This is a genomic window from Kibdelosporangium philippinense, from assembly GCF_021390435.2.
GTDB classification, from domain to species: Bacteria; Actinomycetota; Actinomycetes; order Mycobacteriales; family Pseudonocardiaceae; genus Kibdelosporangium; species Kibdelosporangium philippinense.
The window spans coordinates 2,595,289-2,620,459 of the sequence record NZ_JAJVCN010000001.1 but is presented as its reverse complement, the minus strand read 5'-3'; the positions used below and the strand labels follow the sequence as shown (position 1 = coordinate 2,620,459).

18 protein-coding genes and 1 pseudogene are annotated in these 25,171 nt (G+C 64.5%); 7 read left to right on the top strand and 12 right to left on the bottom strand.

What is annotated here, in order from left to right:
* Positions 1 to 42: 42 nt before the first annotated feature.
* The 3 genes from LWC34_RS12030 to LWC34_RS12020 form a co-directional block, all read right to left on the bottom strand.
* Positions 43 to 1,503 (bottom strand): benzaldehyde dehydrogenase, encoded by a 1,461-nt coding sequence (locus tag LWC34_RS12030; protein ID WP_233725133.1) that lies wholly within the window; start codon positions 1,501 to 1,503, stop codon positions 43 to 45.
* 73 nt (positions 1,504 to 1,576) lie between these two features.
* Complete coding sequence (locus LWC34_RS12025; RefSeq protein ID WP_233725132.1) at positions 1,577 to 2,347, bottom strand: MHYT domain-containing protein; 771 nt, start codon at positions 2,345 to 2,347, stop codon at positions 1,577 to 1,579.
* Positions 2,348 to 2,597: 250 nt separating this feature from the next.
* A complete protein-coding gene (locus LWC34_RS12020) occupies positions 2,598 to 3,872 on the bottom strand; it encodes a pyridoxal phosphate-dependent aminotransferase (protein ID WP_233725131.1) in 1,275 nt (424 codons plus the stop codon).
* A 287-nt stretch (positions 3,873 to 4,159) separates the two neighbouring features.
* Here LWC34_RS12020 and LWC34_RS12015 point away from each other — a divergent pair, with 287 nt between their 5' ends.
* Positions 4,160 to 4,996, top strand: a complete 837-nt coding sequence (locus LWC34_RS12015) for a TetR/AcrR family transcriptional regulator (RefSeq protein ID WP_233725130.1) — start codon at positions 4,160 to 4,162, stop codon at positions 4,994 to 4,996.
* 534 nt (positions 4,997 to 5,530) lie between these two features.
* On the opposite strand, the pseudogene LWC34_RS12010 reads toward LWC34_RS12015, so the two are convergent.
* The 3 genes and pseudogenes from LWC34_RS12010 to LWC34_RS12000 form a co-directional block, all read right to left on the bottom strand.
* Positions 5,531 to 5,731 (bottom strand): annotated as a pseudogene (locus LWC34_RS12010) (helix-turn-helix domain-containing protein); the annotation flags it as partial.
* Between the two features lie 43 nt (positions 5,732 to 5,774).
* Positions 5,775 to 6,604, bottom strand: a protein-coding gene (locus LWC34_RS12005) for an IS5 family transposase (RefSeq protein WP_233723282.1) whose coding sequence is annotated in 2 segments (ribosomal slippage) — positions 5,775 to 6,232 and positions 6,232 to 6,604 — 831 coding nt in all. Because the reading frame shifts where the segments join, the coding sequence is not laid out codon by codon here.
* Positions 6,605 to 6,648: 44 nt separating this feature from the next.
* Positions 6,649 to 9,099: an ATP-binding protein gene (locus LWC34_RS12000; protein ID WP_233725128.1), complete on the bottom strand. Its 2,451-nt coding sequence runs from the start codon at positions 9,097 to 9,099 to the stop codon at positions 6,649 to 6,651.
* Between the two features lie 264 nt (positions 9,100 to 9,363).
* Between LWC34_RS12000 and LWC34_RS11995 the strand changes: the two genes are divergently transcribed.
* Positions 9,364 to 9,945, top strand: a complete 582-nt coding sequence (locus LWC34_RS11995) for a hypothetical protein (protein ID WP_233725127.1) — start codon at positions 9,364 to 9,366, stop codon at positions 9,943 to 9,945.
* A gap of 182 nt (positions 9,946 to 10,127) precedes the next feature.
* The gene (locus tag LWC34_RS11990) at positions 10,128 to 10,733 is read left to right on the top strand and encodes a response regulator transcription factor (RefSeq protein WP_233725126.1); all 606 of its coding nucleotides are present in this window, start codon (positions 10,128 to 10,130) and stop codon (positions 10,731 to 10,733) included.
* A gap of 152 nt (positions 10,734 to 10,885) precedes the next feature.
* On the opposite strand, the gene LWC34_RS11985 is transcribed toward LWC34_RS11990, so the two are convergent.
* From LWC34_RS11985 to LWC34_RS11970, 4 genes are all read right to left on the bottom strand, one after another.
* Complete coding sequence (locus tag LWC34_RS11985; protein ID WP_233725125.1) at positions 10,886 to 11,971, bottom strand: sensor histidine kinase; 1,086 nt, start codon at positions 11,969 to 11,971, stop codon at positions 10,886 to 10,888.
* A gap of 218 nt (positions 11,972 to 12,189) precedes the next feature.
* Positions 12,190 to 13,680, bottom strand: a complete 1,491-nt coding sequence (locus tag LWC34_RS57990; RefSeq protein ID WP_233725124.1) for a SagB family peptide dehydrogenase — start codon at positions 13,678 to 13,680, stop codon at positions 12,190 to 12,192.
* Positions 13,681 to 13,709: 29 nt separating this feature from the next.
* A complete protein-coding gene (locus LWC34_RS11975) occupies positions 13,710 to 15,989 on the bottom strand; it encodes a TOMM precursor leader peptide-binding protein (protein WP_233725123.1) in 2,280 nt (759 codons plus the stop codon).
* A complete protein-coding gene (locus LWC34_RS11970; RefSeq protein WP_233725122.1) occupies positions 15,986 to 16,174 on the bottom strand; it encodes a hypothetical protein in 189 nt (62 codons plus the stop codon). Before LWC34_RS11970 ends, LWC34_RS11975 begins: the two co-directional genes overlap by 4 nt.
* Before the next feature lie 255 nt (positions 16,175 to 16,429).
* Between LWC34_RS11970 and LWC34_RS11965 the strand changes: the two genes are divergently transcribed.
* Complete coding sequence (locus LWC34_RS11965; RefSeq protein WP_233722715.1) at positions 16,430 to 17,260, top strand: transposase family protein; 831 nt, start codon at positions 16,430 to 16,432, stop codon at positions 17,258 to 17,260.
* A gap of 616 nt (positions 17,261 to 17,876) precedes the next feature.
* Here LWC34_RS11965 and LWC34_RS11960 read toward each other — a convergent pair.
* Positions 17,877 to 19,469, bottom strand: coding sequence for a tannase/feruloyl esterase family alpha/beta hydrolase (locus LWC34_RS11960; RefSeq protein WP_233725121.1), 1,593 nt, complete (start codon positions 19,467 to 19,469; stop codon positions 17,877 to 17,879).
* Positions 19,470 to 19,524: 55 nt separating this feature from the next.
* Positions 19,525 to 20,526 (bottom strand): LacI family DNA-binding transcriptional regulator, encoded by a 1,002-nt coding sequence (locus LWC34_RS11955; RefSeq protein WP_233725120.1) that lies wholly within the window; start codon positions 20,524 to 20,526, stop codon positions 19,525 to 19,527.
* A gap of 101 nt (positions 20,527 to 20,627) precedes the next feature.
* Between LWC34_RS11955 and rhaI the strand changes: the two genes are divergently transcribed.
* From rhaI to LWC34_RS11940, 3 genes are read left to right on the top strand one after another with little or no spacing between them, the layout of a single operon-like run.
* Positions 20,628 to 21,794, top strand: coding sequence for an L-rhamnose isomerase (rhaI, locus tag LWC34_RS11950; protein ID WP_233725119.1), 1,167 nt, complete (start codon positions 20,628 to 20,630; stop codon positions 21,792 to 21,794).
* Between the two features lies 1 nt (position 21,795).
* Positions 21,796 to 23,790 carry a bifunctional aldolase/short-chain dehydrogenase gene (locus LWC34_RS11945; protein WP_233725118.1) on the top strand — a complete coding sequence of 665 codons (1,995 nt, stop codon included), beginning with the start codon at positions 21,796 to 21,798 and terminating at the stop codon, positions 23,788 to 23,790.
* A complete protein-coding gene (locus tag LWC34_RS11940; RefSeq protein WP_233725117.1) occupies positions 23,790 to 25,151 on the top strand; it encodes a rhamnulokinase in 1,362 nt (453 codons plus the stop codon). Before LWC34_RS11945 ends, LWC34_RS11940 begins: the two co-directional genes overlap by 1 nt.
* Positions 25,152 to 25,171: the final 20 nt, after the last annotated feature.

The window sequence follows — 25,171 nt, the reverse complement described above, 5'->3', positions numbered from 1 at the left end:
GGGACCCGGCCGTGGCCGGGTCCCATGACAGTGTGACGGTACTTACAACGGGTAACTGGGAATGTCGCCCCTGACCGTCACCCAGCGCGTCTCGGTGAAGGCTTCGATGTTCGCCTCTGCGCCACCGAACCGTGATCCCGTCCCAGACGCACGGACACCGCCGAACGGAACGTTTGCTTCATCGTTCACGGTCTGGTCATTGACATGCACGATGCCGGTCGGGATTCGCTCGGCCAGCGCCAGCCCGCGCATCGCGTCACCGGTCAGAATGCCAAGCGACAGACCGTATTCGCCGTCGCTCGCCAGCTTCACCGCGTCGTCCTCGGACGCAAACGGCGTCACAACCGCGACCGGGCCGAAGACTTCCTCGCGATACGCCCGGGTGCTCGCCGTCGCGTCGACAAGAACGGTCGGGCGGTAGAACAAACCCGTGAAAGTCCCACCTGCGGCCAAAATCGCGCCAGCGTCGACAGATTCGGTCACCAGCGAGTGGATCTTGTCCCGCTGGCCGGCGTCGATGATCGGTCCAAGCGCGACTTCGCCGGTCGCCGGATCGCCGACCGGCAGCCCGTCGGCCTTGGCGGCGAGCAGCCGGACGTAGTCGTCGAAGATCGACTCGTGCACCAGGTGCCTGCCGGTGGCCATGCAGATCTGGCCCTGATGGAAGAACGAACCCCACGCGGCCGCGCCGATCGCCTGGTCAAGGTCGGCGTCCTCGGTGACGATCAGCGCCGAGTTCCCGCCAAGTTCGAGGTGCGCGCGCTTGAGCAGCCGACCAGCCGCCTCGCCGACGCGTCGACCGGCGCCGGTCGATCCGGTGAATGAGATAACGCGGACGTTCGGGTCGGTGACCAGCGCCTCGCCCGCGTCCGCACCGCCGGGCAGGACGTGCAGGATTCCCGGCGGCAGCCCGGCTTCCTCGAAGATGCGGGCGAGAGTAACGCCGCCGCACACCGCGGTTCGCGGGTCTGGCTTGAGGATGACGGCGTTGCCGAGCGCCAAAGCCGGTGCCACGGAACGGATCGAAAGAATCAGCGGAAAGTTGAAGGGCGCGACGACACCCACCACTCCAGCGGGCACCCTGGTCGCCATGCTCAGCCGGGGCACTTCACTAGGAACCACGCAACCGCTGGGGCGACTGGGAAGCGCCGCCGCCTCAAGGCATTCCTGTTCTGCCACATGCACTTCAAAGGCAGCCTTACCCGCGATACTGCCTGCCTCCCTGGTGAGCCACTGACCGATTTCGGCGGCGTGCTCGCGCCACAATCCAGCCGCCCTACGCAGAATCGCCGCGCGTTCCTGGAAATGCGTTGCGGCCCAGGCGCGTTGAGCCTCGGCCGCGACAGCGGAGGCCGCGGCGACGTCGTCCGGTGTGGCTATCCCGATCCGGCCGAGCTCGGTGCCGGTCGCTGGCTCAACCACGGCCCGGTCGCCGCCAGCCGACGCCACCCAAGAACCTCGAAAGATCCTTCCGCGCCAGGTCTCGTCGCTGAGAAACGCCATCGCCGCTCCTGTCTAGTTCAGCAAGACCAGACAGATACCGCGTAGATGAACCTCAGTCAGCCCGAGTTTCCACTCAACGGAAGCTCGTTGCGCGTGCAATCCTCGCCTGCAGCGCCCGTTCCTCAGCGATCTCCTGGGCGTTGGGCGACAGCGCCACGATCGCCAACGTCATCACGGTGACGAAGCTGATGCCAACAACCATAGGCAGCAACAGATCCTGGCCGTTCATCCCGGCAAGCCCAGCAGTGGCCGCGTGCGGCGTCACCTCGGCCGCGGACATTCCAACGTGGTGCATACCGTTCACCGCGACGCCCATGATGAACGACGCGACGATGACCGCTCCGAACGCCCGGATGTTCACCGCGGCCCACAACGCCGCCGTCGCCGCGACAACAGCGATCACAACCGACGCGGCCACGAGCAACGGGTCGTAATGGATCTCGCCGAACAAGTTGATCGCGGCCATTCCGACGTAATGCATGATGGCCACTCCCGCACCCGTGAAGGCACCGCCGACGAAAAGCCATGCCGAGCGTGTCGAGAAGCCGACGATGAACAACCCAACCGCCACAACACCTATCGACAGTGCCATGCTCAGGATCGTTACCGGAACGTCATAGCGTAACGGTGTTCCATGAACTTCCGAACCGAGCATCGCGATGAAATGCATGACCCAGATACCGGTCCCGCCAATGGACAGCGCACCGAGCAACAGCCACCTCGCCCGGCTCGCACCGCGCGTCGCGCGAGCCCGTGACGTGCACAGCAAGCCCAGTGCACTGCCAACGACGGACACGCCGTACGCGATGACCGCACTCACCACATCAAAAGAGAAACCCAGCATTGCCCCGCCTCCCCGAATAAGCGACGCCACCCCAGTTGCAACTACTTAGTGACGCTCAACATAGCTTCGGCCGAAGAAATATCAAGAGGCATGCAGGCGGTTCATTGAACGGCGGTGAATCACCAACTCAATGAATGCGGGACATACCAACCGGACTGGAATCCGGGATTTTCGGGCGGTGAGCAGGGCCAATCTACGGTCAAGTAGGAACGTGTTCCAGTTTATGGGCCAGCAAATGGACCACAGGATCTCAACCACACATCTTGGTGAACGCCTCGGCAAGCCGATCGAGAACCTCTCGAATATGCGGCAGCCTCGTCGGGTCGTCCGTAGCCAGGGCCTGCTGCTGCGCTTCAACCGTGTCCCCGTAGAGCATGCTCGTGGCGGCCTTGAACCTCAGCCCGGCCGGATCGTCAGCAAGCAGGTGTCCGCCGAGCACGACGATCCCATGCTCATCCACCAGGTAGCGGCCCAACGACTCCGCATCGGTAACGCCGTGTGCCGCAAGCTTGTCCCTGACTGGATTGAAGTCGGGATACACGTAGAACGCGCCAACCGGCGGGCGGCACACCGCGCCCGCGTCGACCATGATGCGGTGCACCGCGCGGGCAACCGCGCCATGCAGCCGCGCGGTGTCGGCGAGCCATTCGCGAACCTCCGGCGGTTCAGTGAACGCGTACTCGGCGACCTGCTGCATCGGTCCGGCCACTGTGGACCACACCTCGCTGGCGAACGAGATCACACCGTCCCTGATCCGCTGCCCCCACAGCCCATCCGGGAACCTCGCCACGCCGATCCGCCATCCCGCCAACGCCAGGTTCTTGGAAAGCCCTGACGTGACAACGGTTCTGCGTGGCGCGATCTCCGCGGGGCTGAGCATCGGAGTGCACGGGTCGTGCAGCACGTCCCGGTAGACCTCGTCGGAGATGATCAACAGGTCTTCCTGTTCGGCGACCGCGCAGATCTCGCGGACCAGGTCCGGCGGTGCCAGCGTGCCAGTTGGATTGTCGGGCAGTGTGAGGATCACGATCCGTGGATCGCGGCCGAGCGCCCGTGCGGCCAGAATGGTGTCCTGCAAGGCAGCCGGATCGGGCACACCACCCGCACGCGCGGGGATCCGCACGCGAAACACCTTCTTGCCGGCGAGTTCCGCTTGCGGCGCATAGGTGTTACGGGCGGGCTTCGGGACGATCACGTCGCCGGGCACGACCAGATTCAGCGCAAGCAACAGTGGTTTGCTACCAGGGCCGACCACGACCTGTTCCGCGTCCGTAGGAATCCGGCGCCGGGTGAAGTAGCCCGCCGCCGCTTGGCGGACCGCTGAACTTCCCGCGACTGGGCCGTAGGTGTTGCGTGACGCACCGGCGACGAGACGGTCGACCAGTGGCGCGAACGCGGGCAGCCGGACCTCACCGAAGCCAAGGTGCACAATGGACTCGCCGTTCTCCTGGCGCTGCGCGACCATGTCGTTGAGCGCGAGGGTTGGCGAGATCCGCCAGTCCGCCATACCGCGAAGCTCCTTCATCACGGGGAATTCCTTGACTGAATGATCGCGCAGGCGCCATGAGATTACGAGCGTCCGGGATCTCCGCACTTGGCGAGAGGTTTCTCTGCCGTCACAGTGAATTCTCCTGGGAATTCTCCGGGCGCGCTCCCAGTCACCGGCAATGGTTCGCAGGGGTAACGGCAATCCTCCGATCCGGGGATGAATCGGCCAACACGGGGCCAACCCCTGGAAACCCCGGTTCCCGGTTTGTAAACTGCTGCACGGGGGACCTCCGTCCACAAAGAGCGCCCGGCGATGGGACAGCTATGGGGCATCGGGAGCAGCTGCTGGCAGGTGCGAAGAAGTGCCTGCTGCAGAAGGGTTACGCCCGGACGACCGCACGCGACATCGTCGCGGTCTCGAAGACCAACCTCGGATCGATCGGATACCATTTCGGCACCAAGGACGCGTTGATGAACGCCGCTTTGGTTCAGGCGACCGACGAATGGGCCGAAGACATAGGCCAACTGCTCGCCGGCACCGCACCAACAGGCACACCGCTTGACGTGTTCGAGGCTTCGTGGCCGCGGATCCTCGAGTTGTTCGAACGGCACCGCGCCCTGTGGGTGACCCAGTTCGAAGTCCTGACGCAATTGCATCACGCGCCTGAAACGCGCCCGTACTTCTCGGCAACGCAGGAAAGCGCCCGGCGCGCACTGGCGACACTGCTGCGACTGCTCGACCCGACCGCCGATGAGAAGTCGGTCCGCTCAGTGGGATCCTTCGCACTCGCCATGCTCTACGGGGTGATCGCGCAATGGCTGGTCGATCCGAAGAAAGCGCCGCAGGGCGCCGACCTCGCCGCGGCCATCCGCGCTATCGCTGTCGCGTCAGGCCTTTCTGAGCAACCCGGCATCCCACAACTCGCCGATCCAGATGTCCAGGTCGGCGCGCATGTTGTCAACGTCGAGCTGCCAGAGCGCGGCGAGCAGGGCGGCGGCCGCGTCGAGTTGCCAATCCTGCCGGCACAAAGCGACCCACATCGCGGTGCCGACCGGTCCACAGCGGATTCGCCTGCCGTCACCGGACAGTTCCATCCGGCCGTCGGCGAAGACCACGGCTCGTACCCAGGGTTCCGGCCGGACAGCCACGAAATCCATTAGAACTTCGGCACTACCACACCCACCACCCCATAACGCGCCCGAAAATCCCCTATCTTTGTGTCCATAAAGGACCAATGACCCGGGTTCGGCCGTGTGGGCCGAGTTTGGTGCGTTCAACGCCGCGAAGGTGACCTTCACGGCACCCGTCGAGACGGATGTGTCAGTGCCAGGCCCTCGTGCGGCCTCTTTCGACCATCTCAAGGTCCACAAAGGACAAAAAATTGCCTCACGAGTCACACCTGTAACACCAGCCATACCTATCACAGGATGTTACGCCGTGAAGGCCACCTTGACGGCGCTCAACGCACCTAACTCGGCCCTCACACCCTTGAACGCTGTGCGATGCTCACGCCCCTCACCATGGCACCCAGTCTCAGTACCGACCGTGCCAGCTCCACAATATTCGCAAGTCAACGGCCCCACGCCCGCCTCGGCCAAACCTCGAACCCTGAGTTCCTGGCATTGGTACCTAACGCGTCAAGGGAGGCCCTCGCGCGTTCAACGCCGCGAAGGTGACCTTCGCGGCATCGACACTTAGTTGACGCCCTTCACCGGCACCCGGCTCAGCAGCAAGCCGACGGGCAGATCTGCCCTGCTGCCCACGTTGAGCTTGCGGTATACCCGAGTGAGGTGCTGCTCGACCGTACTCACCGTGATGTACAGCATCCGGCCGATCTCACGATTGCTGTATCCACGCGCCGCCAGCGTGGCCACCCTGCGTTCGGCTCCACTCAACGGCGGAACACCCTCAGCCTCCAGCCTTTGGTCCTTAGAGTTCCTAACAGAAGGTTTTGACGTGTCGGTAGCAGATCACGCATGTGGCCAGACCGAGGAACGCCTCGTGGATGTCGGCGCGGCGTTCCCATCGGATACGCAGGCGCCGCATCCCGTGGTACCACGCGATTGTGCGCTCCACGACCCACCTGATCGCGCCGAGCCCGGAGCCGTGTTCCCTTCCACGCTCGGCGATCTGTGGGTCGATGCCCATACCGCGCAACTCACCACGGTGTTGGGCAGAGTCATAGGCGCGGTCGGCGTAGAGCTCGTCGGGGCGGCGGCGAGGACGCCCGCGCCTGCCCCGCACTGGCGGGATTGCCTCGACCAGCGGGAGGAGTTGAGTGACGTCATTGACGTTGCCACCGGTCAGGCCGACGGCCAGCGGGATGCCGCCGCCCTCGGTGATCACGTGGTGCTTGGAGCCTGGCCGGGCGCGATCGACCGGGCTCGGCCCGCTTTTGGGCCGCGGCGCGCCGCCCGCGCGTGCGAGCTGTCGATCACCGCTCGCGACCAGTCCAGCCTCCCGGCCGCGTTCAGCTCGGCCAAAAGCGCCTCGTGCAGCCGTTGCCACACCCCGGCATCGTTCCACTCCGCCAGGCGCCGCCAGCAGGTCATCCCTGACCCGAACCCCAGCTCCTGGGGCAGGAACTCCCACTGGATACCGGTGTGCAGCACGAACAAGATGCCTTGCAGGACGAGACGATCCGGCAGCCGCTTGGGGCCTGGCCGGGACAACGCGTACTCCCAGCGCGGCAACAGTGGCTCGATTCGTTCCCACAGGTCGTCGGGGACGATCCATGGCGGCTGCTCACCTTTCCTCACTCGTTTCATGATCAACGATCACGAACCTTCAGGCACCACAAGTGATCAACTTGTTAGGAACTCTTAGGTTCGAACGAACCACCGTGCGACAGCATCCTCGTCAACGGTTCGGCGCGGCAGGCCTTGGCTTCGGCAGCGGCCCGGCGGGCGTGCATCCGCGCCCGGCTGAACTCGCCGAGCTCCTGGTGTGCCTCGCTCAAGTCGATCAGCGCACGGGCGAGCTCCAGCCGATCCCCACAGTTGTGCAGGTCCTCAAGTGCCTCCATCAACAGCTGCGGGCGCTGCCGCAACTCACTGGTCGCGGCCAGCACACGAAGTGCCGTGCCCCGGGTCCGTGAACTGATGGCACGTGGCCGGTCCAGCTGGCGGCTCACCAGCTCCCTGGCGACCTTGCGTTGATCCAGCCGCAGATATGCCTGTGCGAGATCCGAATGCGCGGGCACGAGCGCGGGCACGTCGATGTTCCACTCACGCATCTGCCGGTCGCACGTCTGGAAGTCGTCCAACGCGGCCAACGCACGGTCGGTCGCCAGGTAGTAGTGCCCGCGGGCGTGCATGAACCGCAGGCCCATCACGGTTTCGAACATCCGGTCGGGCACGAACTGCCGGAGCACCTCCCCCGCCGCCTCTGTCCGGCCCATTCCGGTGTACGCCAACAACAATGTCGCCCTTGGAAGTCCGATGAGGACACCCCAGCCGTCGGCTGGCAACAACTGCAGCGCCGTGTTCGCCTGGGTCTCGGCCATCGCGAGATCGCCTTGCCGCAGTGCCACGTCCGCGCGGGCCGCACAGAGAACCGCCTGCCAGGTGGTGGCGTTGGACCGGTCGGCTTCTTCGAACAAGGTGTCACACCAAAACGCGGCTTTGTCCGACTTGTCCGCGTAACACAAGGCAATGATCGCCGATACGACGATTTCCAGCGTTGTGTCGGCCAGGTGGCAGCTTTGCAGGATGTGTTCGGCGCTGGCGGCCACGTCCGCGGTCCTGCCTTTGATCATCAGCCCGGACAGCTTGCTGCCGACCTGGACCCACGGCGTACTGCTGCCTTCTTTGGCGGGCAGGCCTTCTTGGGAGCCGTACTGCCACTCGTACACCAGGCGCAACTCGTCGGCCGCCTGGACGTCCGTCACCGCGCTGAAGGCAGCAATGGCCGCGCGCTTGTCTCCCTGCCATAGGGCGTGCCTGGCCACCATGATCGCGTCTCGGCCCACTGGCTTGCCGTTCATCAGTGGCGCCATGTGCATGGCCGCGGCGGCCGGGTTGACCCGCCATTCCACGCGTGCCAAGGACTTCGCGATCTCGTCCCGCCTGGAGTCGTGGCAGTCTCGTAACGCCAACCGCAGGCATTGCCCGGCCCAGTCGACGTCGTCATCGGCCAACGCGCGTTCCGCTGCCTCGCACAGCAACGCGACCGCCCAGTCACCCTCGGCTGAGTCCGCGGCCACCAGATGCCGTGCGATCTCCAGCGCGCCAACGCCTTTCTGGTGCAGCAGCTTCGCGGCCGTCAGGTGCATCTGAGCACGGTCGTCGGGCGGGATGCTGTCGAGTACGGCGGTCGCGGCCACGGGATGCCGGAATGTCAACTGGTCGAACACGCCCGCACAGTTCAGGAAGTCCAGTGCCTCGTCGGGCGCCTGACCCACGAGCTGCCCGATGAGAGCGGGCGTCACGTGTTCGCCGAGCAGTGCCACAGCGCTGGCGACGGCGTGCAGTTGCGGTCCGGCGCGGTGCAGGCTCGTCAGCACGGCTTGGCCGTACGCGGCCCCCGGCTCCAGTTCCCTGCCTGCCACGTCCTCCAGCAATGCGTTGACCAACAAGGGGTTTCCGCCGCTGAGTTGGTGACAGCCCGGGTTGAGGCGGGTCGCGGCAGGGCCGTCCAGCCGTTCCGTGATCAGCTCGCCGACGCCGTCGAGTGACAGCGGTTCGAGCTTGATGTGTTCGTGGGGCTGCCTGGTGATCTCGGCACGGAACGACGGCCATGTCTGACGGCGCTGCGCCCAACCGGACAGGATCAGCATGACCGGCGCGTTGGTCATCCGTCGCCGCAGGTACAGCAGCACGCGCAAGGTGGCGCTGTCGACGAACTGGATGTCGTCGATCCACACAACGACCGTGTGATGCTTGGCCGCCGCGAGCAGCGCGCCGCACATCTCCCGGGTTACTGGTGCGTCGTGTGGACCGACGACTGCCGGATCCGGGTCGACCTCGTCCCACCTGATCGCGTCTACAGTGGACAAGGACGGCACCGGGAGGTCAGGGAACGCGGGGCCGTGCAGGATCTGGCACATCACGCCGAGTTGCAGCGACTGCTCGGCACGGGAACCGGTCGCGGACAGCACCAGCGTGCCGCTGCGGGCCGCGTTGCCGGTGAACTCGCGCAACAGCTCGGTCTTGCCGGTGGCCATTCCGCCGGTGACCAGCGTGACCCCGCCCTGCCCGGTGGCGGTGCGCGTGAGCATCCGTTCCAACGCCCCCAATGGGCCAATTCGCTCGACCAGCTCCATCGCCAAAGCCTTTCGTCGCCGTTGTATCGGCTGAAGTCGTCCCCACAAAAAATGGTCAGCGCTGATCGAAACCTTTTCCAGTGCACGGGTCATCAAGATAGGTGTGCGGTTGTCACCGACCGGTATGAGTGAGCGCGGTGAACGACTGGGTGTTCTTCATAGCCGGTCGTGGCGCAATCTCATACGGGACTTCATGAGGGCGCTACTACCCGGACTCGAGTGGCCCGGCGTATACATTTTGGTGTTTTCATCTGGAGGGGCACTATGACCGGGACCAGCACGAGAAATCCAACACTGGAACGGTTACGTTCGCTGTCCGACGCACGGACGTGCTACGAGGAACGCTTCGGCTGGCCGGTGACCATCGAAGTGCGGCCGGGCAGGCTGGTGATGCGGCTCGGCGAGGTCGCCGACGCGGTCGTGATGCCGCACCGCCTCGGCCGTGAAGTCCTTGCCGACCTGCGGATCGCGATGCTGGCCGGGCCGGTGCTCGCCGACAGCGACGGCCAGTGGTGGATGTTTCTGACCCGGCCTGCGTGCCATGGCGCACCGAAGCACGAAGACGTGCTTCGACGCATCGAAGTCCATCCGGTACCCAGCGGCGCACGTGTGGTTGTACCGTGCGAATTCGACGCGAAAAACGGGTGTCCGTGGATTGAACGACCGAGGTCGTTGCCGCACCCTGCCACCGTGGTCCGCGGTCGTCGCCACGGCCCGTCGCATCGCGTCGATTCCGGCGCGGCGCACGCCGGAGCACGCCGGATTGCACCCATCGGGCGGCACGCGTACGCCATCCGTGCCAGTGTTGCCCGCATTGACCTGATCAAGCGACAGAAATGCGTTTGAAAAACGTCGTGTTTTAGGGGAATTACCAGGCGCACTTCGCGTGATCGGCCGAATACAGCGAGTTCGCACACACCTGGACGGACACCCAGAACGCAGCGCATTCCCCTATCAGCCGATCCGAATGAGCGGCAAAACCCCTATGATCTCGGGTTAATGGGTGTCATCGATGGAAGGGGGCACCGATGATCAGAGTGATGATCGCCGAGGACATGCACATGGTTCGTGGTGCTCTCGTCGCATTGCTCAACGTCGAGCCCGACATCGAGGTGGTCGCGGAAATGTCGTCGGGCGACGAGATCCTGCCCGCCGCACACAAACACCGTCCCGACGTAGCGCTGTTGGACATCGACCTGCCAGGCAAGGACGGCCTGACAGCGGCCGCCGAAATCCGTACGGCCCTGCCCGAAGTGAGAACCCTTATCCTGACCGGCCTCGGCCGCCCAGGAACGCTGCGGAGGGCACTGTCTGCCCACGTCAGCGGCTTCATGCTGAAGGACGCACCGGCCAGCGAGCTCGCTGACGCGATCCGCAGCGTGGCGGCGGGCCGTCGGGTCGTTGACAGTCAACTGGCTCTCGCGGCGTGGGACAGCACTGATTGCCCGTTGACCACCAGGGAAAGCGAAGTTCTCCGGCTGGCCGCGCATGGTGCGGACGCTGCGGAAATCGCGGCGAAGCTGTACCTGTCAGTGGGAACCGTGCGCAATTACCTGACGACGATCGCCGGGAAGCTGAACGCGCGCAACCGCGTCGACGCGATCAGGATCGCGACGGAAGCAGGATGGCTGTAAGGGAGTAGGTTGCCGGGCCAGGCTTTCGTGGTGCCACAAACACGCCATGGGCTAACGGCGGTAGGTGCAGCAACGGGAATTTCGTGGTGTCGCAACGTGTATTTCATGCTTCCGCAATGGTGGACACACTGTTCCGCAACGGTGGACACGGCTTAGGAGACTACCCGCAGGGGTGGGTCGAGGTCGTCGTCCTTGCTTGTGACCGGCTGTTCTGACAGGGGCATTGTCGCGCACAGCTTGAATCGCTTCTGTGGCACGAACTCGGCGATCAGTTCACCGCCGAGCTCAGCCACCCTTGCCGACAGGTTGTGGATTCCGCTGCCGCCTGGCCCACTGTCCTCACGGGAATCGACCGGATCCTCCGGAACGCCGTCGTTGATCATCATGATCATGACCGTAGTGGCGTCCTGCCGAAGCAGGATCTCACACGACTCAGCCTTGCTGTGCCGCAACAGGTTTGTAATTCCCTCACGCAACACCGTTGCCAGTACGGTGGAAACGCGGACCGGGAGGTTTCGGTACTCGACTTCCATCGTCACATGGACATCCGCGGCGGCGAGCACCGAACGCGCCGACTCGCATTCCTCGTCAAGGGACATCGCGCGGTAGCCGCTGGCCACCGCGCGTACGTCGGCCAAGGCCTGCCGGGAGATCTGCAGGATCTCGACCAGTTCCTCACGGGCCCGCGCCGGGTGTTTCAGCACCAGCCGGTGCGTCAGCTCGCTCTTGAGGGTGATGGCGGAGAGGTTGTAGCCGAGCAAGTCGTGCAGATCCCTTGCGAATCTCAACCGTTCCCGAGCGACCGCCATCTTCGCCAATTCTTCACGGGCCGAATGCAACTGGGTCACCAGCGTCGCCAGCCAGCTCAGTCCGTAAACCAGCAAGCCGGTCAGTATTGTGGACAATGTTATGTATGCAACCGGCTCTACCTGTCCCTGGCTGAATTCCGCCTGCGCGTAAGTCATACTCACCACGACAAGTCCCGCGGTCAGCCAGCCCCACAATGGCGGCAGCATCAGAAGCGCGCTTCCGGCCAGGAACCCTGGCATCGAAACCCAGTTTTCCCTGAACTGGAGCAACGGCAGATACACCAGGCAGGCCTGAACGAACAGCGCCGAGTAGCGCAACAGCGGTGACAGTTCAGCCGCGCGCCGAGAAGTCCACAAAATCTGGATCGACAGCAGGACGATCAGGTAGACCGCGGACAGCAACTTGCTTGCCAGTCCAACGTCCGGCAAGAGCAGCACCCTGATAAAGGCGAGCACCGCTATGCAACTGAAGACCGTGACAACGACCCCTCTTGCCACCTTAGGGGCGAGTGTCGAGCTGACGGATAAGTCGTTACCGTCCGAGTCTGGGCTCATTTTCCCCCCAGCGTCGTCACGCTCTCGGCATGCGTAGAGAGTACACGTCAACCTGCGAGGATAGGCCCTGCAGCAAGCTGCAGTCACCCTGTTCACGCCTCCGCAGGCACTTCGGGCCGTAACCCGACGACAAACCCACCTACAGTGACTTCGGACGGCCACTGAAGCAGGAAGGCACTGTCGGATACTTCTATATCACCCACGGAAAGCGCGCATGGCGCCAGACCCATCGCGGTCGCCACAAGATAGAGCGTCTGCTGCAGTACACCGACATGCCGCAGAGTAGTCGCGTACGCGATCCCGTTGTACATCCATGACAACCTGCCCATCCGCGCGGTCATCGTGATCAACGCGGGTGGCCGCTGTATTGCACCGGTCGCCGCCTTCGCGTCGTCCAGTAATTCTCCTACTTTGTCTGACGACGTATTGATAAGCGTCAACGCATGCCCTAAGGGGTCATAGTGATAAATCCCGCGTGGCAAGTCGGAACACCTATCCAGGGTCAGGTAAAGCTCCAGCTCGTGCAGACTGGCACTGCTTGGGTACGGCCGATCGGAAACCGCATAGCTCACCCCGCCGCCTTCCGCGGGCCGTACCGAACGAATGCGTGCGGACCGAAACAACAACTCACCGAGCCCGTGCGCGGTAAGGGGTCGGCGGGCGAATTTCCGAAAGGATCGGCGGTTTTCCAGTACCTCGGTGAACTTCGGGTCGGCGTCCACGATTTCCGCGAGCACCGGTTTGTGCAGGGGGTATCGTGGCCCATCCGGCAAGGGCTTGACCGCGGGCGGTGGCGGCATCTTGTCGCCACGTGGATACGTCGCCTGACGCGGCGCGTCAGGCTTGCTCAGCTTGCTGCGCGCGTGGAACAGCAGGTCACTGTGCGACCAGACCACAAGCGACGGATCACTGTCCTCAGCGAACCGCGCGGTGGGCGCGCTACCGCCGTTCTCACTGAGCACGATCATCCCCACCGCAGCGACGTACGTGACGATGTCCGCCACTAACGCTTCGGGGACGTCCAACGCGGGCGCCAGATCCGCCACGGTCGTCGCCTTGCCAAGCGAGCCGATCACGCGCGTGGCCAACGACCGGTGGAAAATCACTCGATGCCGGGCCAGTGGTGATTCGAGCACGACCTCGCCGTCACTGGCCCGCATGGCGGCGAACCGGGACAGCCGGACGGGATGGTCGGATTCGATCCTGGGCAGCTGAAACGACGCCTTACGGGAAATCGGCACGGCAGACAGCAACGGCCCGCCCATGTCAGCGAGCCCGAGCGAGTGCACAACGCAACTGCCCAGCTTGGACAGCACGTTCTGCACCCGGTCGTACTCCGGGTCGTCCTCGACCGGCCTTGCGTGCTCATCGGGCTGGGGCGGCAGCAGGTTCTCCAGCGACACCGGGCCGAGGCTCATCCGGTAGAGCCATTCCCTGACCACCGGGCTCGGGTCGTCGATCTCGATGTCGCCCCAGCGCGTGAAGACCAGCAGTGAGTCGTCGGATCCCGTCTCAACCAACGCGTCCTCGCGCAAGGACCACAGCCGTACGCGTTCCGGTTCGTCGGTGAGGTGCTGGAACACTGGATCCTCTCTTGCTGCGTGCCCGTCTTTCAGATGAATAACGGGATCGGGTTAAGAGCGTGGTACGCGGTCGGTTTCGGCAACCAGCCGAGCCGGACTGGCACGTCGAACAGCCGTCCTGGCGCGAAGCGCGCCCAGAAACTGCGCATCCCCGGCACGATCACCTTGACCACCGGCAGCCCGATGTCCGGCCTGGTCTGGTCCAGTACGAGGACTTCCAGACCGAGCGCCTCGACGCGGCCACGCACCTGCGTGACATCGTCGAGCAGATCGGACGACGGTTCGTAGGCATAGTCGAACGGAACCCGCGCCCGCACAGCCGGATCCGGCACCAGGTACGGCTGGTTCGCGACGGTCGCGTTCTGCCACCAGTGCAACGGCTCCGGCTCGTTCCACTTGTAACCGTCGACCACGACCGGCATCAGCTGGTTCATCTCGGTCAACGCCCGGCGCAGCGCCACCCGTGGGTCCAGGTGTGCGCCGAAGCCGAACATGATGTCCTCGTTCCCGCCGTCGGTCCGCCGTGACAACGCCACCAGCACCGGGATCCCCGAATCCGCGGTCACGTCGAGCACCCAGACCTCCCGGTTCAGGCCCGCGTGCACGGCCCGCAACTCGTCGATCCACGAGTCGGCGAACGCAGTCAGATCGACTCCGGGCCGCTGAACCCGGTTGTACCACCACATCGCCACCGCGTCGCGCTCCACCAGTTCGAGCAGTCCTTGCAGTACAGCGTCTTCCAGACAGCTGCCAGCCGCGTTGCCGTTCGAGTCGGCGTAGAGCGACACCGACCCCGCCTCTGGCGGGGCGCCGTAGTACAGCATCGCCGTGGGGAGCAATCGATGCCGCTCTCGCGTAAGGGACCATACCGGTGTCCAATCGACGACCAGGTTGTCGTCGAACGGATCTGGCACGTGCTGGAACGACGAATGCGTCGCGTTCCACGCTGACCTGCCCGGATACTGCCGGTCGTCGAACAGTTGGCAGCTGGACGGATGGATGGCGTGCTCGCGTAAGGACTTGTAGCTACCCCTGGTTCGTTCTTCGTCGCCGTGGAAGAACCCGGAGTGCCGTTCGAGTGCCTCACACATCGCGCTGACCTTGCCGTGCAGCGGTGTCACGCCTTTGCCGCCGTTTTCCGCGCGTGGCGCGTTCGGGTCGAACAGGCAGTTTCGGCGTACGGCCACATTGGGCCCGGCCCGGAAGGAGTTGAAGAACGCCGGACCGGTCGTGTGTTGCGTGATTTCCTTGATCACGCCGGTAACCGGGCTCATCAGGTGTTCGTAGCGGTCGAACACCTGATGTGGGGTAAGCGAACGATGCCCGCCCGCGTTGTCCGGTGACTTCGGCTGCGACGACAGCCGCACGGGCTGGCGAGCCAACGCGCGCATATAGGTCGGATTTCCGCACAGCGCGCACTGCGGGCGGCGGCGGAACTCATGGAGCTTGGCCGTCAGGTCGAGGCTGTCGAACGTCAGCACCCCGCGCTGACCCGGATATCGGTATCCGGCAAGCCATTTGGTGACCTCAAGGGTCATCAGGTGCGCGGCCATCGTGTCCGACGCGGGCAACGAGGCGACTGGGCGCGATGCCGGGCCCACGCGTCCCAGCGCGTCTTGCACGTGCGCCTCGGCATCGCGATGTGCCCACACCCGGCTGGCCAAACAGTGCCAGCAGCCGAGTTCGGGCGAGTCGAAGACCGGACCAAGCCACACCTGCGCACCGATGAGTTTGGCCAGCAACCACGGCCGGCGTGCGGCCCGGTGCACCGCGTCGATGTCGGCAAGGTCCGGTGAAAGGTAGTCATCACACAGGACGACCGAGAGGTCAGCCGGATCGTCGGTGGTCAGCTCGCCCGAGCCGACCTGTGCGCTCAACCCAGCCTGTCGCAACGCGTTGAGCGCGTCCGACGGATCCGTGGTCCCGGTCGCGATGACCAGGACCTGCTTGGCCGCGGTGTTCGCCACGGCCGCGTCGGCGTCCGTGCCAGCGGCTTCCCAGTACGCCCTGGCACGTTCGGCCGCGCCGGTGCCCGGCGGCGGCCCGAGGGTGAGCAGCCCGGCTTGGTCGAGCCGGGCGATGAACCTTCCGACCTGCTCGGGGGCCACGCCCGCGGGGACATCCCGGAGCAGGCCCGGAAGGTCGCGGGTGCAGTCCAACAGTGGCGCGAGGGCCTCAGCGTCGGAGCCCTTCAACGCCGTCACGCCGCGCTCGGAGAAGAGATACACGGCCTCGCCCTTGATCACCTCGACGCGCAGGTGGCGTTTGAAGCCGACCACCCGTCCTGTCGGCGCACCTGGCGCGGTCATAACTGGTGCGCACCAATGGCGACGTGGCTGAACGTCGGCTTGCTGAAGCTGGCGACCGAGTCCATCGGGTTGTGCCACTGGTCGAGTTCGTCGATCACGAGGTCGGTGGCCACGGTGTCGGTCGTGCCCGCGAAGAAAGTCGCGATGGTGTCGGTCAGAGTGGCGGTTGCAAAGGTGGCGGTCACGGTGTTCCCCAATCTCAGAATCCCCGCTGAATTGGTGGTGCGAAAAAAGTTTGCGCCAGCGGGAGCCCGGAAACCAGTGTCGCCCTAATCAATGAGGTAATCTCACCAAGATTCTGGTTCGTTTGTTGAGCCGCGAAGCTGCTCGGACGAGCGCTGGTCGATGTGCTGGGGAGTGGTGAGACCCGGGGAAAGATGGGCGGGGAGCCCTTGGTAGAACTGGATTGCGAAGATCAAGTCCGGACCAGAAGGCTCCCCGTGATTGCGTATCGTGCCATGCTCGATGTCCCGCGTGAACTGGCCCTCTACCTCAGCCGGCTGCTGCACGCCGAACGCCGCCGACGCGGCACCCGCAAGAACAGCAGGGCGTTGACCTGCTTTCGCCACGCGGTGCTGGGCCTGCGCTGGTTCCGGCAGAACACCGACGTCCCCGCCCTGGCTCGCGATCACGGCATCTCCCGCGCCACCGGCTACCGCTACTTGGATGAGGTCGTCATCGTGCTCGCCGAGCAGGCGCCGGACCTGCATGAGGCCCTGCAGCGGGCCAAGGATGAGGGCACGGCCTACGTGATCCTCGATGGAAAGGTCTTCTCCGCCGATCGCTGTAGCGAGAAAACGTTGAGCGTGAAAGGCGAGCCGATCGACCTGTGGTACTCCGGCAAAGCCCGCGAGCACGGCGGCAACATCCAAGCGCTGTGCGCGCCGGACGGTTTTCCGTGGTGGGTCTCGGATGTCGAGCCCGGTTCACTCCATGACTTGACCGTGGCGCGCGAGCATGTGCTGGGTGCGCTGTACTGGGCCGCCTCGCACCTTGATCTGCCGACGCTGGCCGATGGCGGCTACGACGGTGCCGGCATCGGCGTGCACACCCCGGTCAAACAGCCTGCCGATGGCCAGGTCCTCGACGTGGACACCCGCACACGCAACGCTCTGCTGCGTGGCCTGCGGTGTCTGGGCGAACGTGGTTTCGCCCTGCTCACCGGACGCTGGCGCAGCCTGCGGCATCTCACCGCCAGCCCCAGCAAGATCGGCGACATCGTCAAAGCCGCCCTTGTCCTCACGCATTTCGAACACGGCAAGATCGCGTGAAAGTCGCTGAGATCACCTCAATGAGTTTTAAGGTCCATCACTGTCCGGAATAGGAAAAATTCATACCTGGATCATGAAAATCTCATACCGGTGCCCGAAGTGACGCCGCCGCAGGTCAGACCCCCTGCAACAGGGGTCAGCTGTCCGTGCGCGACGGCTCTCACACGGTGATCACCACACCGGGACGGATCGGACATAACAACTGGAACATTGACTGGAGAACCCGCCGAGAAAATGACCGTTCGCATTTGTTACCCGGCGGGTTCGAAACGCCGTTCGTACTCACTTGCGCCAGAAGCGAATCCCGCTCCACACCACGGTGACCGGGCCTTGGCCGCTATTGGTTCGATAGCTGCCGAACTTGCCGTAGAAGTCGCCGCTCGGACTGGCGACAGTCATCAACCCGCTCTGAAGACACGGCTGTCCCAGTTACCAGGTTCGTGCCTTCAGGCTCCACAACCCGAACTGCCGCCAAGGTTACGACAAGACAAGGCGCTGAAGCTGCCCGACACGGCGGGATCGGAGCAGGGCCGTAGTGCACCGCGAAGACCGCCTGCCTCGTTCGACGGCGAACATGAAGAGCGCACCACTTGTCTTGAACGTCTGCTTGAGACAGTCAAGCGCGCGGGCCTGGGATCGCGTGCAGATATGTGCCCACCCAGTCGATCTTGTCGTTCGTCGGCGATGTCGGCGGCGCGGGAACGAAGTTGCTCGCGTCGTTCACGCTGCCGGACCCGTCGTACTTGGCCTGCAAGGGATACGGGAACACCGGCCGGGTCCGTGTGACTTCGCCTGCCTCATTGCGGCCGGTCGCGATCACGCGCTCCGGCGCCTTGCCACGCTCGACCCACTCCACCATTTCCTTCAATGGATCGAACTCTGTGAGCTCGTCGCCGCTGGCACAGTGGAACAGCGACGGAACCATGAACAGCCGGGCCCAGTCCTTGTTCTTCGCGAAGCCGCCAAGACGTTGGTAGTAGTCCACGGTGGCGTGTGCGGGGAGGGCCTCGTCTGACCAGCCGTGCCAGAGCACGAGCTTGCCGCCTGCCCGGCGGAAGGCGCTGAGGTCGAGGTTCATCGCGTTGGCCTGGTAGCCCTCGGCGGTCAGCCGGTGGAACTCGGCCTGCGTGAACTTGAAGTCCGCCAAGGACGAATGCGGCGCGCCGATCGGGTACATCATGTACCGCAGGGCGTTCTCGGCCAGCATCGCGGCTACCGAGCCGGAGCCGGAGAGCGGAATGATCCAGCCGTTCCAGGCCAGTTCGCTGCCGTGGGTGGCGTTTCCGGGGTACAGCCTGCGTCCGTGCTCATCGGTCGGCCCGGCGTACAGCTTGCGGACCGTCTCGACCTGGGCCTGAGTCAGGCAGTCGGCCCGGTCGTCGCCGGAGCACTGGACCGCGGCCGGATCGAAGGAGCAGTGGCGTGGATCCTCAAGCTGGCCGTCGACCAGGCCGTCCAAGCCGTCACACGCTTTCAGCACCGCGTTGTGCAGAGCGGGAAGCTTCGTAGCACTCAGGACCGACGAACCGTCGGCGGCCGTGTTCGCGCGGGCCAACCACGCCTGGTACGCCACCAGGGGGCCGTAATAGGCCGCTGGCGCGCCCGCGGCGATGCCGTCGAAGTCGTCGGGATAGCGCTGGGCCAGCATCAATGCTTCCCGGCCGCCATTGGAACAGCTGGAGAAGTACGACTGCTTCGGTGCCGAACCGTAGAACGCCTGGATGATCTTCTTGCTCGCCAGCGACACCACGTGCGGCGCGCGGAAGAAGTAGTCATCCCGCGCGGCCTGGTTGTTCGCGGCCCAGTCCTCGTCCTCAGCGTCGTGGCCGTCGTTGGTCGCCGCCATCGCGAAGTCGCCGCCCTTGGGCAGGCAGCCCTCCGGGAACTTCAACTCGGGCATGTAGCCGCACAGCCCGCCGCAGCCGACCTGCAGATAACGGCCGGTGTACGTGGTCAGCGGCAGCTTGAGGTGGAACTCGACAGCAGGCTCGACGTACCCCTCGACATCGCAATACCCGGGTTCGGTCGGTGTCTGGGCGACCGGAACGGCCGCGGTGACGCGGGTTTTCGCCTTCGGGATCGGGAAAATCCGCTCTTTCAGATCCGCGCACTCGCGAACCGGCTTCAGTACAGCGGATTCCTCGGCTTGCGCGGCGGCGACGGATACGACCACAACAGCCGCGACCGCGGCCACCAAGAGTCCCCCCATGCGCCTTTTGATCGAAAAGGCCATGCCGCCACACTGGCCTCGATTCGCGACAGCGTCAAGTTGACTCTCGCACTGTCAATTCCGGCCGGAACATCACCTGCTGATGCGTGTGCGTGTCCGGATAGTCGCACTCCTCAAGCAACAACTGGGCCGCGTTTCGTCCAATTTGGATCGTCGGCTGCCGGATCGAGGACAGCGGAACCGCCGCGTCGGCAGCGAATTCGATGTCGTCGTATCCCATGATCGCGATGTCGGCGGGAACGCGGCGGCCGGTACTCACCGCGGCGCGCAGCAAGCCGAGGGCGAGCAAATCGTTGGCGCAGAAGGCAGCCGTCACATCCGTTGTCCGCTCGAAGAGCTCACGGGCCGCCTGGTAGGAGATTCTGGCTTTCAACGCGGGCAGTTCGATCACGTCGATCGCCGTGCCGGGATCGCGGCCCGCATCGGCCACGGCGTTACGCAACCCTTCCAGACGATCGGCGCACTGCTGGATCCCTAATGGCCCGCTGAAGAACGCGATCCGCTCGTGCCCCTTCGCCAGCAGGTGGGTTCCGGCGAGCTGACCACCCGCCACGTCGTCCACCGCGACCGAGCAGCAGTTGACCCTCGGGTCGTGCCGGTCGACCAACACCGTCGGCGTGCCGCGTTTACGCAGGACGTCCAGCCGTTCCGAGCTGACCTCGACCGGCGTGATCAACACTCCCCTGACCCGCTGTTCCTCCAGCACCTGCAGGTAGCGGTCCTCGCGCCCAGCCTGCTCGTCGGAGTTGCACAGCACGACCGCGTAGCCAAGCTCGGTCGCCACATCCTCGACGCCCTTGGCCACGTCGTGGAAGAACGGGTTCGCCATGTCCAGCACGATCAGACCAAGCGACCGGCTGGTGCCCGCCCGTAGCTGCGCGGCCGAGGAGTTGCGCACGAAGCCCAGCTCGGCGATCGCGGCGAGCACCTGATCCCGCGTCGTCTCAGCGACCTTGTCCGGCCGGTTGAGCACATTGGACACCGTGCCGATCGACACCCCGGCCCGGACGGCGACATCCTTGATACTCGGCGCCATGGGCTGAATCGTATCAACCGATCCGTCCGCCACCAGGCATCTTGACGCTTCGACAGGCACCGGGTTACGTTGGTGAAACGTTTCAGCGCATCGGAGGGCGGATGGCTGACAGTCAGGCTGTGCGTGCCGCGTTGCGCACGCAACACATCGAGACCCCGTCATGGGCGTACGGCAACTCAGGCACGCGATTCAAGGTTTTCGCGCAGGAAGGCGTGCCACGCAACGCATACGAGAAGGTCGACGACGCCGCAACCGTCCACCGGTTCACCGGCGTCGCGCCAAGCGTGGCCCTGCACATCCCGTGGGACAAGGTGGATGACTACGCCGCCCTGGCGGCGCACGCCCGTGATCGCGGCATCAGCCTCGGTGCGATCAACCCGAACGTCTTCCAGGAGGACGAATACCGGCTCGGCAGCGTGTGCAACCCAGACTCCGCCGTCCGCCGCAAAGCCTTGACGCATTTGCTGGAATGTGTGGACATCATGGACGCGACCGGTTCGCGTGATCTATCGCTGTGGTTCGCCGACGGCACGAACTACCCAGGGCAGGACTCGATCACCGCGCGCCAGGACCGGCTTTCCGAAGCACTGCGTGACGTCTACGCCCGGCTGACCGGCGACCAGCGGATGTTGCTTGAGTACAAGCTTTTCGAGCCCGCGTTCTACAGCACGGACGTGCCGGACTGGGGAACGAGCTACGCCCACTGTGTCGATCTTGGCCCACGGGCGCGGGTTCTCGTGGACACCGGGCATCACGCGCCGGGCACGAACATCGAGTTCATCGTGGCGTTCCTGCTGTACCGCGCGCGATTGGGCGGGTTCCATTTCAACTCGCGGTTCTACGCCGACGATGATCTGATGGTCGGCTCGGCTGACCCGTTCCAGCTGTTCCGGATCATGACCGAGGTCGTACTCGGCGGCGGCCTTTCGCAGACGTCCGGAGTCGCGTTCATGCTCGACCAGTGCCACAACATCGAGCCAAAGATCCCGGCCTTGATCCGGTCCGTGCTCAACGTCCAGGATGCCACGGCCAAGGCGTTGCTTGTGGACGCGGACGCGCTTCGTCAGTCCCAGGTAGACGGTGACGTGTTGGGCGCGAACGCGGTGCTGATGGACGCCTTCAACACCGATGTCCGGCCGTTGCTCGCTTCCGTGCGTGAGGATATGGGAATCGACCCGGATCCCGTTGGAGCGTACCGGCGATCCGGGCATCAGGAGAAGATCGCGGCGGAACGTGTTGGTGGATCGGCTGCCGGTTGGGGAGCGTGAGGTGGAGGAGCTACTCGCCAGGGCGCACGCACTGGGCGCTGACCGGCGTAACACCAACTACGCGGGCGGAAACGTTTCTGCCAAAGCAACTGCGCTCGATCCCGCGACGGGATCGCCGGTAGAACTGATGTGGGTCAAGGGGTCTGGCGGCGACCTCGCCACTTTGACAGCTTCCGGATTGGCTGTGTTGCGGCTGGATCGGTTGCGCTCATTGGTCGACGTGTATCCCGGGGTGGACCGGGAAGATGAAATGGTCACGGCGTTCGACTACTGCTTGCACGGCCGGAGTGGCGCCGCACCGAGTATCGATACCGCTATGCATGGCCTTGTTGACGCGGCCCATGTGGATCACTTGCATCCGGACTCGGGGATCGCGCTGGCCACGGCGGTGGATGGCCCAGAACTGACCCGCGAGATCTTCGGCGATCGCGTGGCTTGGGTGCCGTGGCGACGGCCAGGTTTCCAACTGGGCCTGGACATCGCCGCGATCAAAGCGGGCAACCCGTTGGCGATTGGGTGCATTCTCGGCGGTCATGGCATCACGGCTTGGGGTTCGACCAGCGACGAGTGCGCGGCCAATTCCCTGGAGATCATCAAGACCGCCTCGAAGTACCTGGCAGAGCACGGAAAACCCGAGCCATTCGGCCCGGTCATCTACGACACTTTGCCCGACCGGCGAGCCCGCGCGGCCGCGTTGTTCCCCGTGTTACGACGGCTCGCGTCGACCGACAATCGGCAAATCGGGCATTTCACCGACAGTCCCAAGGTGCTTGATTTCCTTGCCAGAGCCGAACATCCGCGATTGGCGGCACTGGGAACGTCCTGTCCTGACCACTTCCTGCGTACGAAGATCGCGCCTTTGGTCTTGGACATGCTGCCGACCTCGCTGGAGTCCGCCATCGCGCGGCTTGAGGAGTTGCACGCGCAGTACCGTGCCGACTATTCAGCCTACTACCAGCGGCACGCATTGCCTGACTCGCCTCCGATGCGCGGTGCTGACCCCGCGATATTCCTGATCCCGGGCGTTGGGATGTTCAGCTTCGGACGGGACAAGCAGACCGCACGCGTAGCTGGTGAGTTCTATGTCAATGCCATCAACGTGATGCGTGGCGCCGAGTCCGTGTCGCGCTACTCCCCCATCCCGGAATCGGAGAAGTTCCGGATCGAGTACTGGAAGCTGGAAGAAGCCAAGCTGCGCCGTATGCCGCCGCCGAAGCCATTGGCGACCCGGATCGCACTGGTCACAGGCGGCGGATCCGGCATCGGCAAGGCCATCGCACATCGACTGGCTGCCGAGGGCGCTTGTGTTGTGGTCGCCGACCGTGACCCGTCCTCAGCGTCCACTGTGGCCTCGGAGATCGGCGGAACCGCTGTCGCCGCTGATGTCACTTCGGAGTCCGATGTGGTCTCCGCGGTCGCCGAGGCTTGTTTGGCTTATGGTGGCGTGGATCTGATCGTGAACAACGCCGGGTTGTCGGTGTCGAAGTCCTTGTTGGACACGACGGTCGAGGACTGGGATCGGCAGCACGACGTGATGGCCCGTGGGTCATTCCTGGTGTCACGGGAGGCCGCCCGTGTGATGATCGCCCAAGGTATGGGTGGTGACATCGTATATGTCGTCAGCAAAAACTCCGTTTTCGCCGGGCCGAACAACATCGCTTACAGCGCTACCAAGGCCGATCAAGCCCACCAAGTCCGGTTGCTGGCTGCTGAGCTTGGGGCCCATGGCATCCGGGTGAACGGGGTCAATCCGGACGGGGTCGTGCAAGGCTCCGGGATTTTCGCCTCCGGCTGGGGCGCCCAGCGCGCGGCGGTTTACGGCGTGCCCGAGGAGAAACTCGGCGAGTACTACGCCCAGCGGACGATATTGAAGCGTGAGGTGCTGCCTGTGCACGTGGCCAATGCCGTGTTCGCGTTGACTGCCGGGGACTTGTCGCATACGACAGGCCTGCACATTCCGGTTGACGCCGGAGTAGCCGCGGCCTTCCTGCGCTGATGTTCGTCGCCATCGACCTCGGCGGAAGCAGCGGCCGAGTGATGCTCGGCGAAGTCTCCGACGGCCAGGTCTCCCTGACCGAGCTTCGCCGGTTCGCGACCGGCCCTCGGCCCCGCCCCGGCGGCGGGCTCCGATGGGACGTACAGGCGATCCATCACGAGGTGCTGGACGCTTTGCGGTCGGTGTCGCCGCTGTCGATCGGCATCGATTCGTGGGCCCTCGACTACGGTCTCATCGATTCCTCTGGTTCATTGGATGGCGACGTCCGGTGTTACCGGGATCCAAGGGTCGAGGGGGTCGATTCCCAGGTTCGTGCGCTGATTTCCGATGACGAGCACTATCGCATCACCGGCTTGCAGCACATGCCGTTCAACACGATCTACCAGCTGATGTCCGAACCGCCCGAGCGCTTGGCCGGGCACACGATGCTGATGCTGCCCGACCTGATCACGTACTGGCTCACCGGGGAGATCGGCGCGGAGGTCACGATCGCCTCCACGACCGGTCTGCTCGACGCCACGACCCGACAGTGGTCCTCTGACATTGTCTCCCGGATAGGCCTTCCTTCGTCCTTACTGCCGCCCTTGCGCCAACCTGGCGACCACAGTGGACTTTTTGGCTCGACACAGGTTGTCGCCGTCGGGTCCCATGACACGGCTTCCGCGGTGACCGCGGTCCCGTTCGCCAGTTCACGATCGGCCTATATCTCCTGTGGGACTTGGTCTTTGGTGGGCCTGAAGCTTGACACGCCCGTGCTGACTCCGGCCGCACAGCAAGCCAACTTCACCAACGAATCCGGAGTGGACGGTACGGTCAGGTTCCTACGCAACACCATGGGTTTATGGCTGCTCAACGAGTCGTTGCGGTCGTGGGCGATTTCGCTTGAGCCACTGTTGACGGCTGCCGCCAGCGAGCCTGCGTTGACGGCTGTTGTCGACCCCAATGATCCACTGTTCTTCGCACCCGGCGACATGCCTGCCCGGATCGCCTCGTATTGCACGAAGACTTCCCAGGCGGTGCCGTCATCTCCGGCCGCTGTCGTCCGGACAATCATGGAATCGCTGGCGTTGTCGCACGCTTCTGCCTTGCACACCGCGCAGCGCCTGGCCGACCGGGAGATCGACGTCGTTCACCTCGTCGGCGGTGGCGCCAAGAACGCCCTGTTGTGCCAGTTGACCGCTGATGCGTGCGGGATTCCGGTGCACGCGGGGCCAGTCGAAGCCAGCTCGCTGGGCAACATCCTGGTCCAAGCACGGACCGCGGGATTCCGCGCCTCCCCAACCCCGCCATTCGCCACCTATTTACCCAAGGGATCCCGCACTCCCTGGCAAGCAGCCGCACAAAGACTCGTGAGTGGTTAGCAAGGTTAGAACACGTCTAA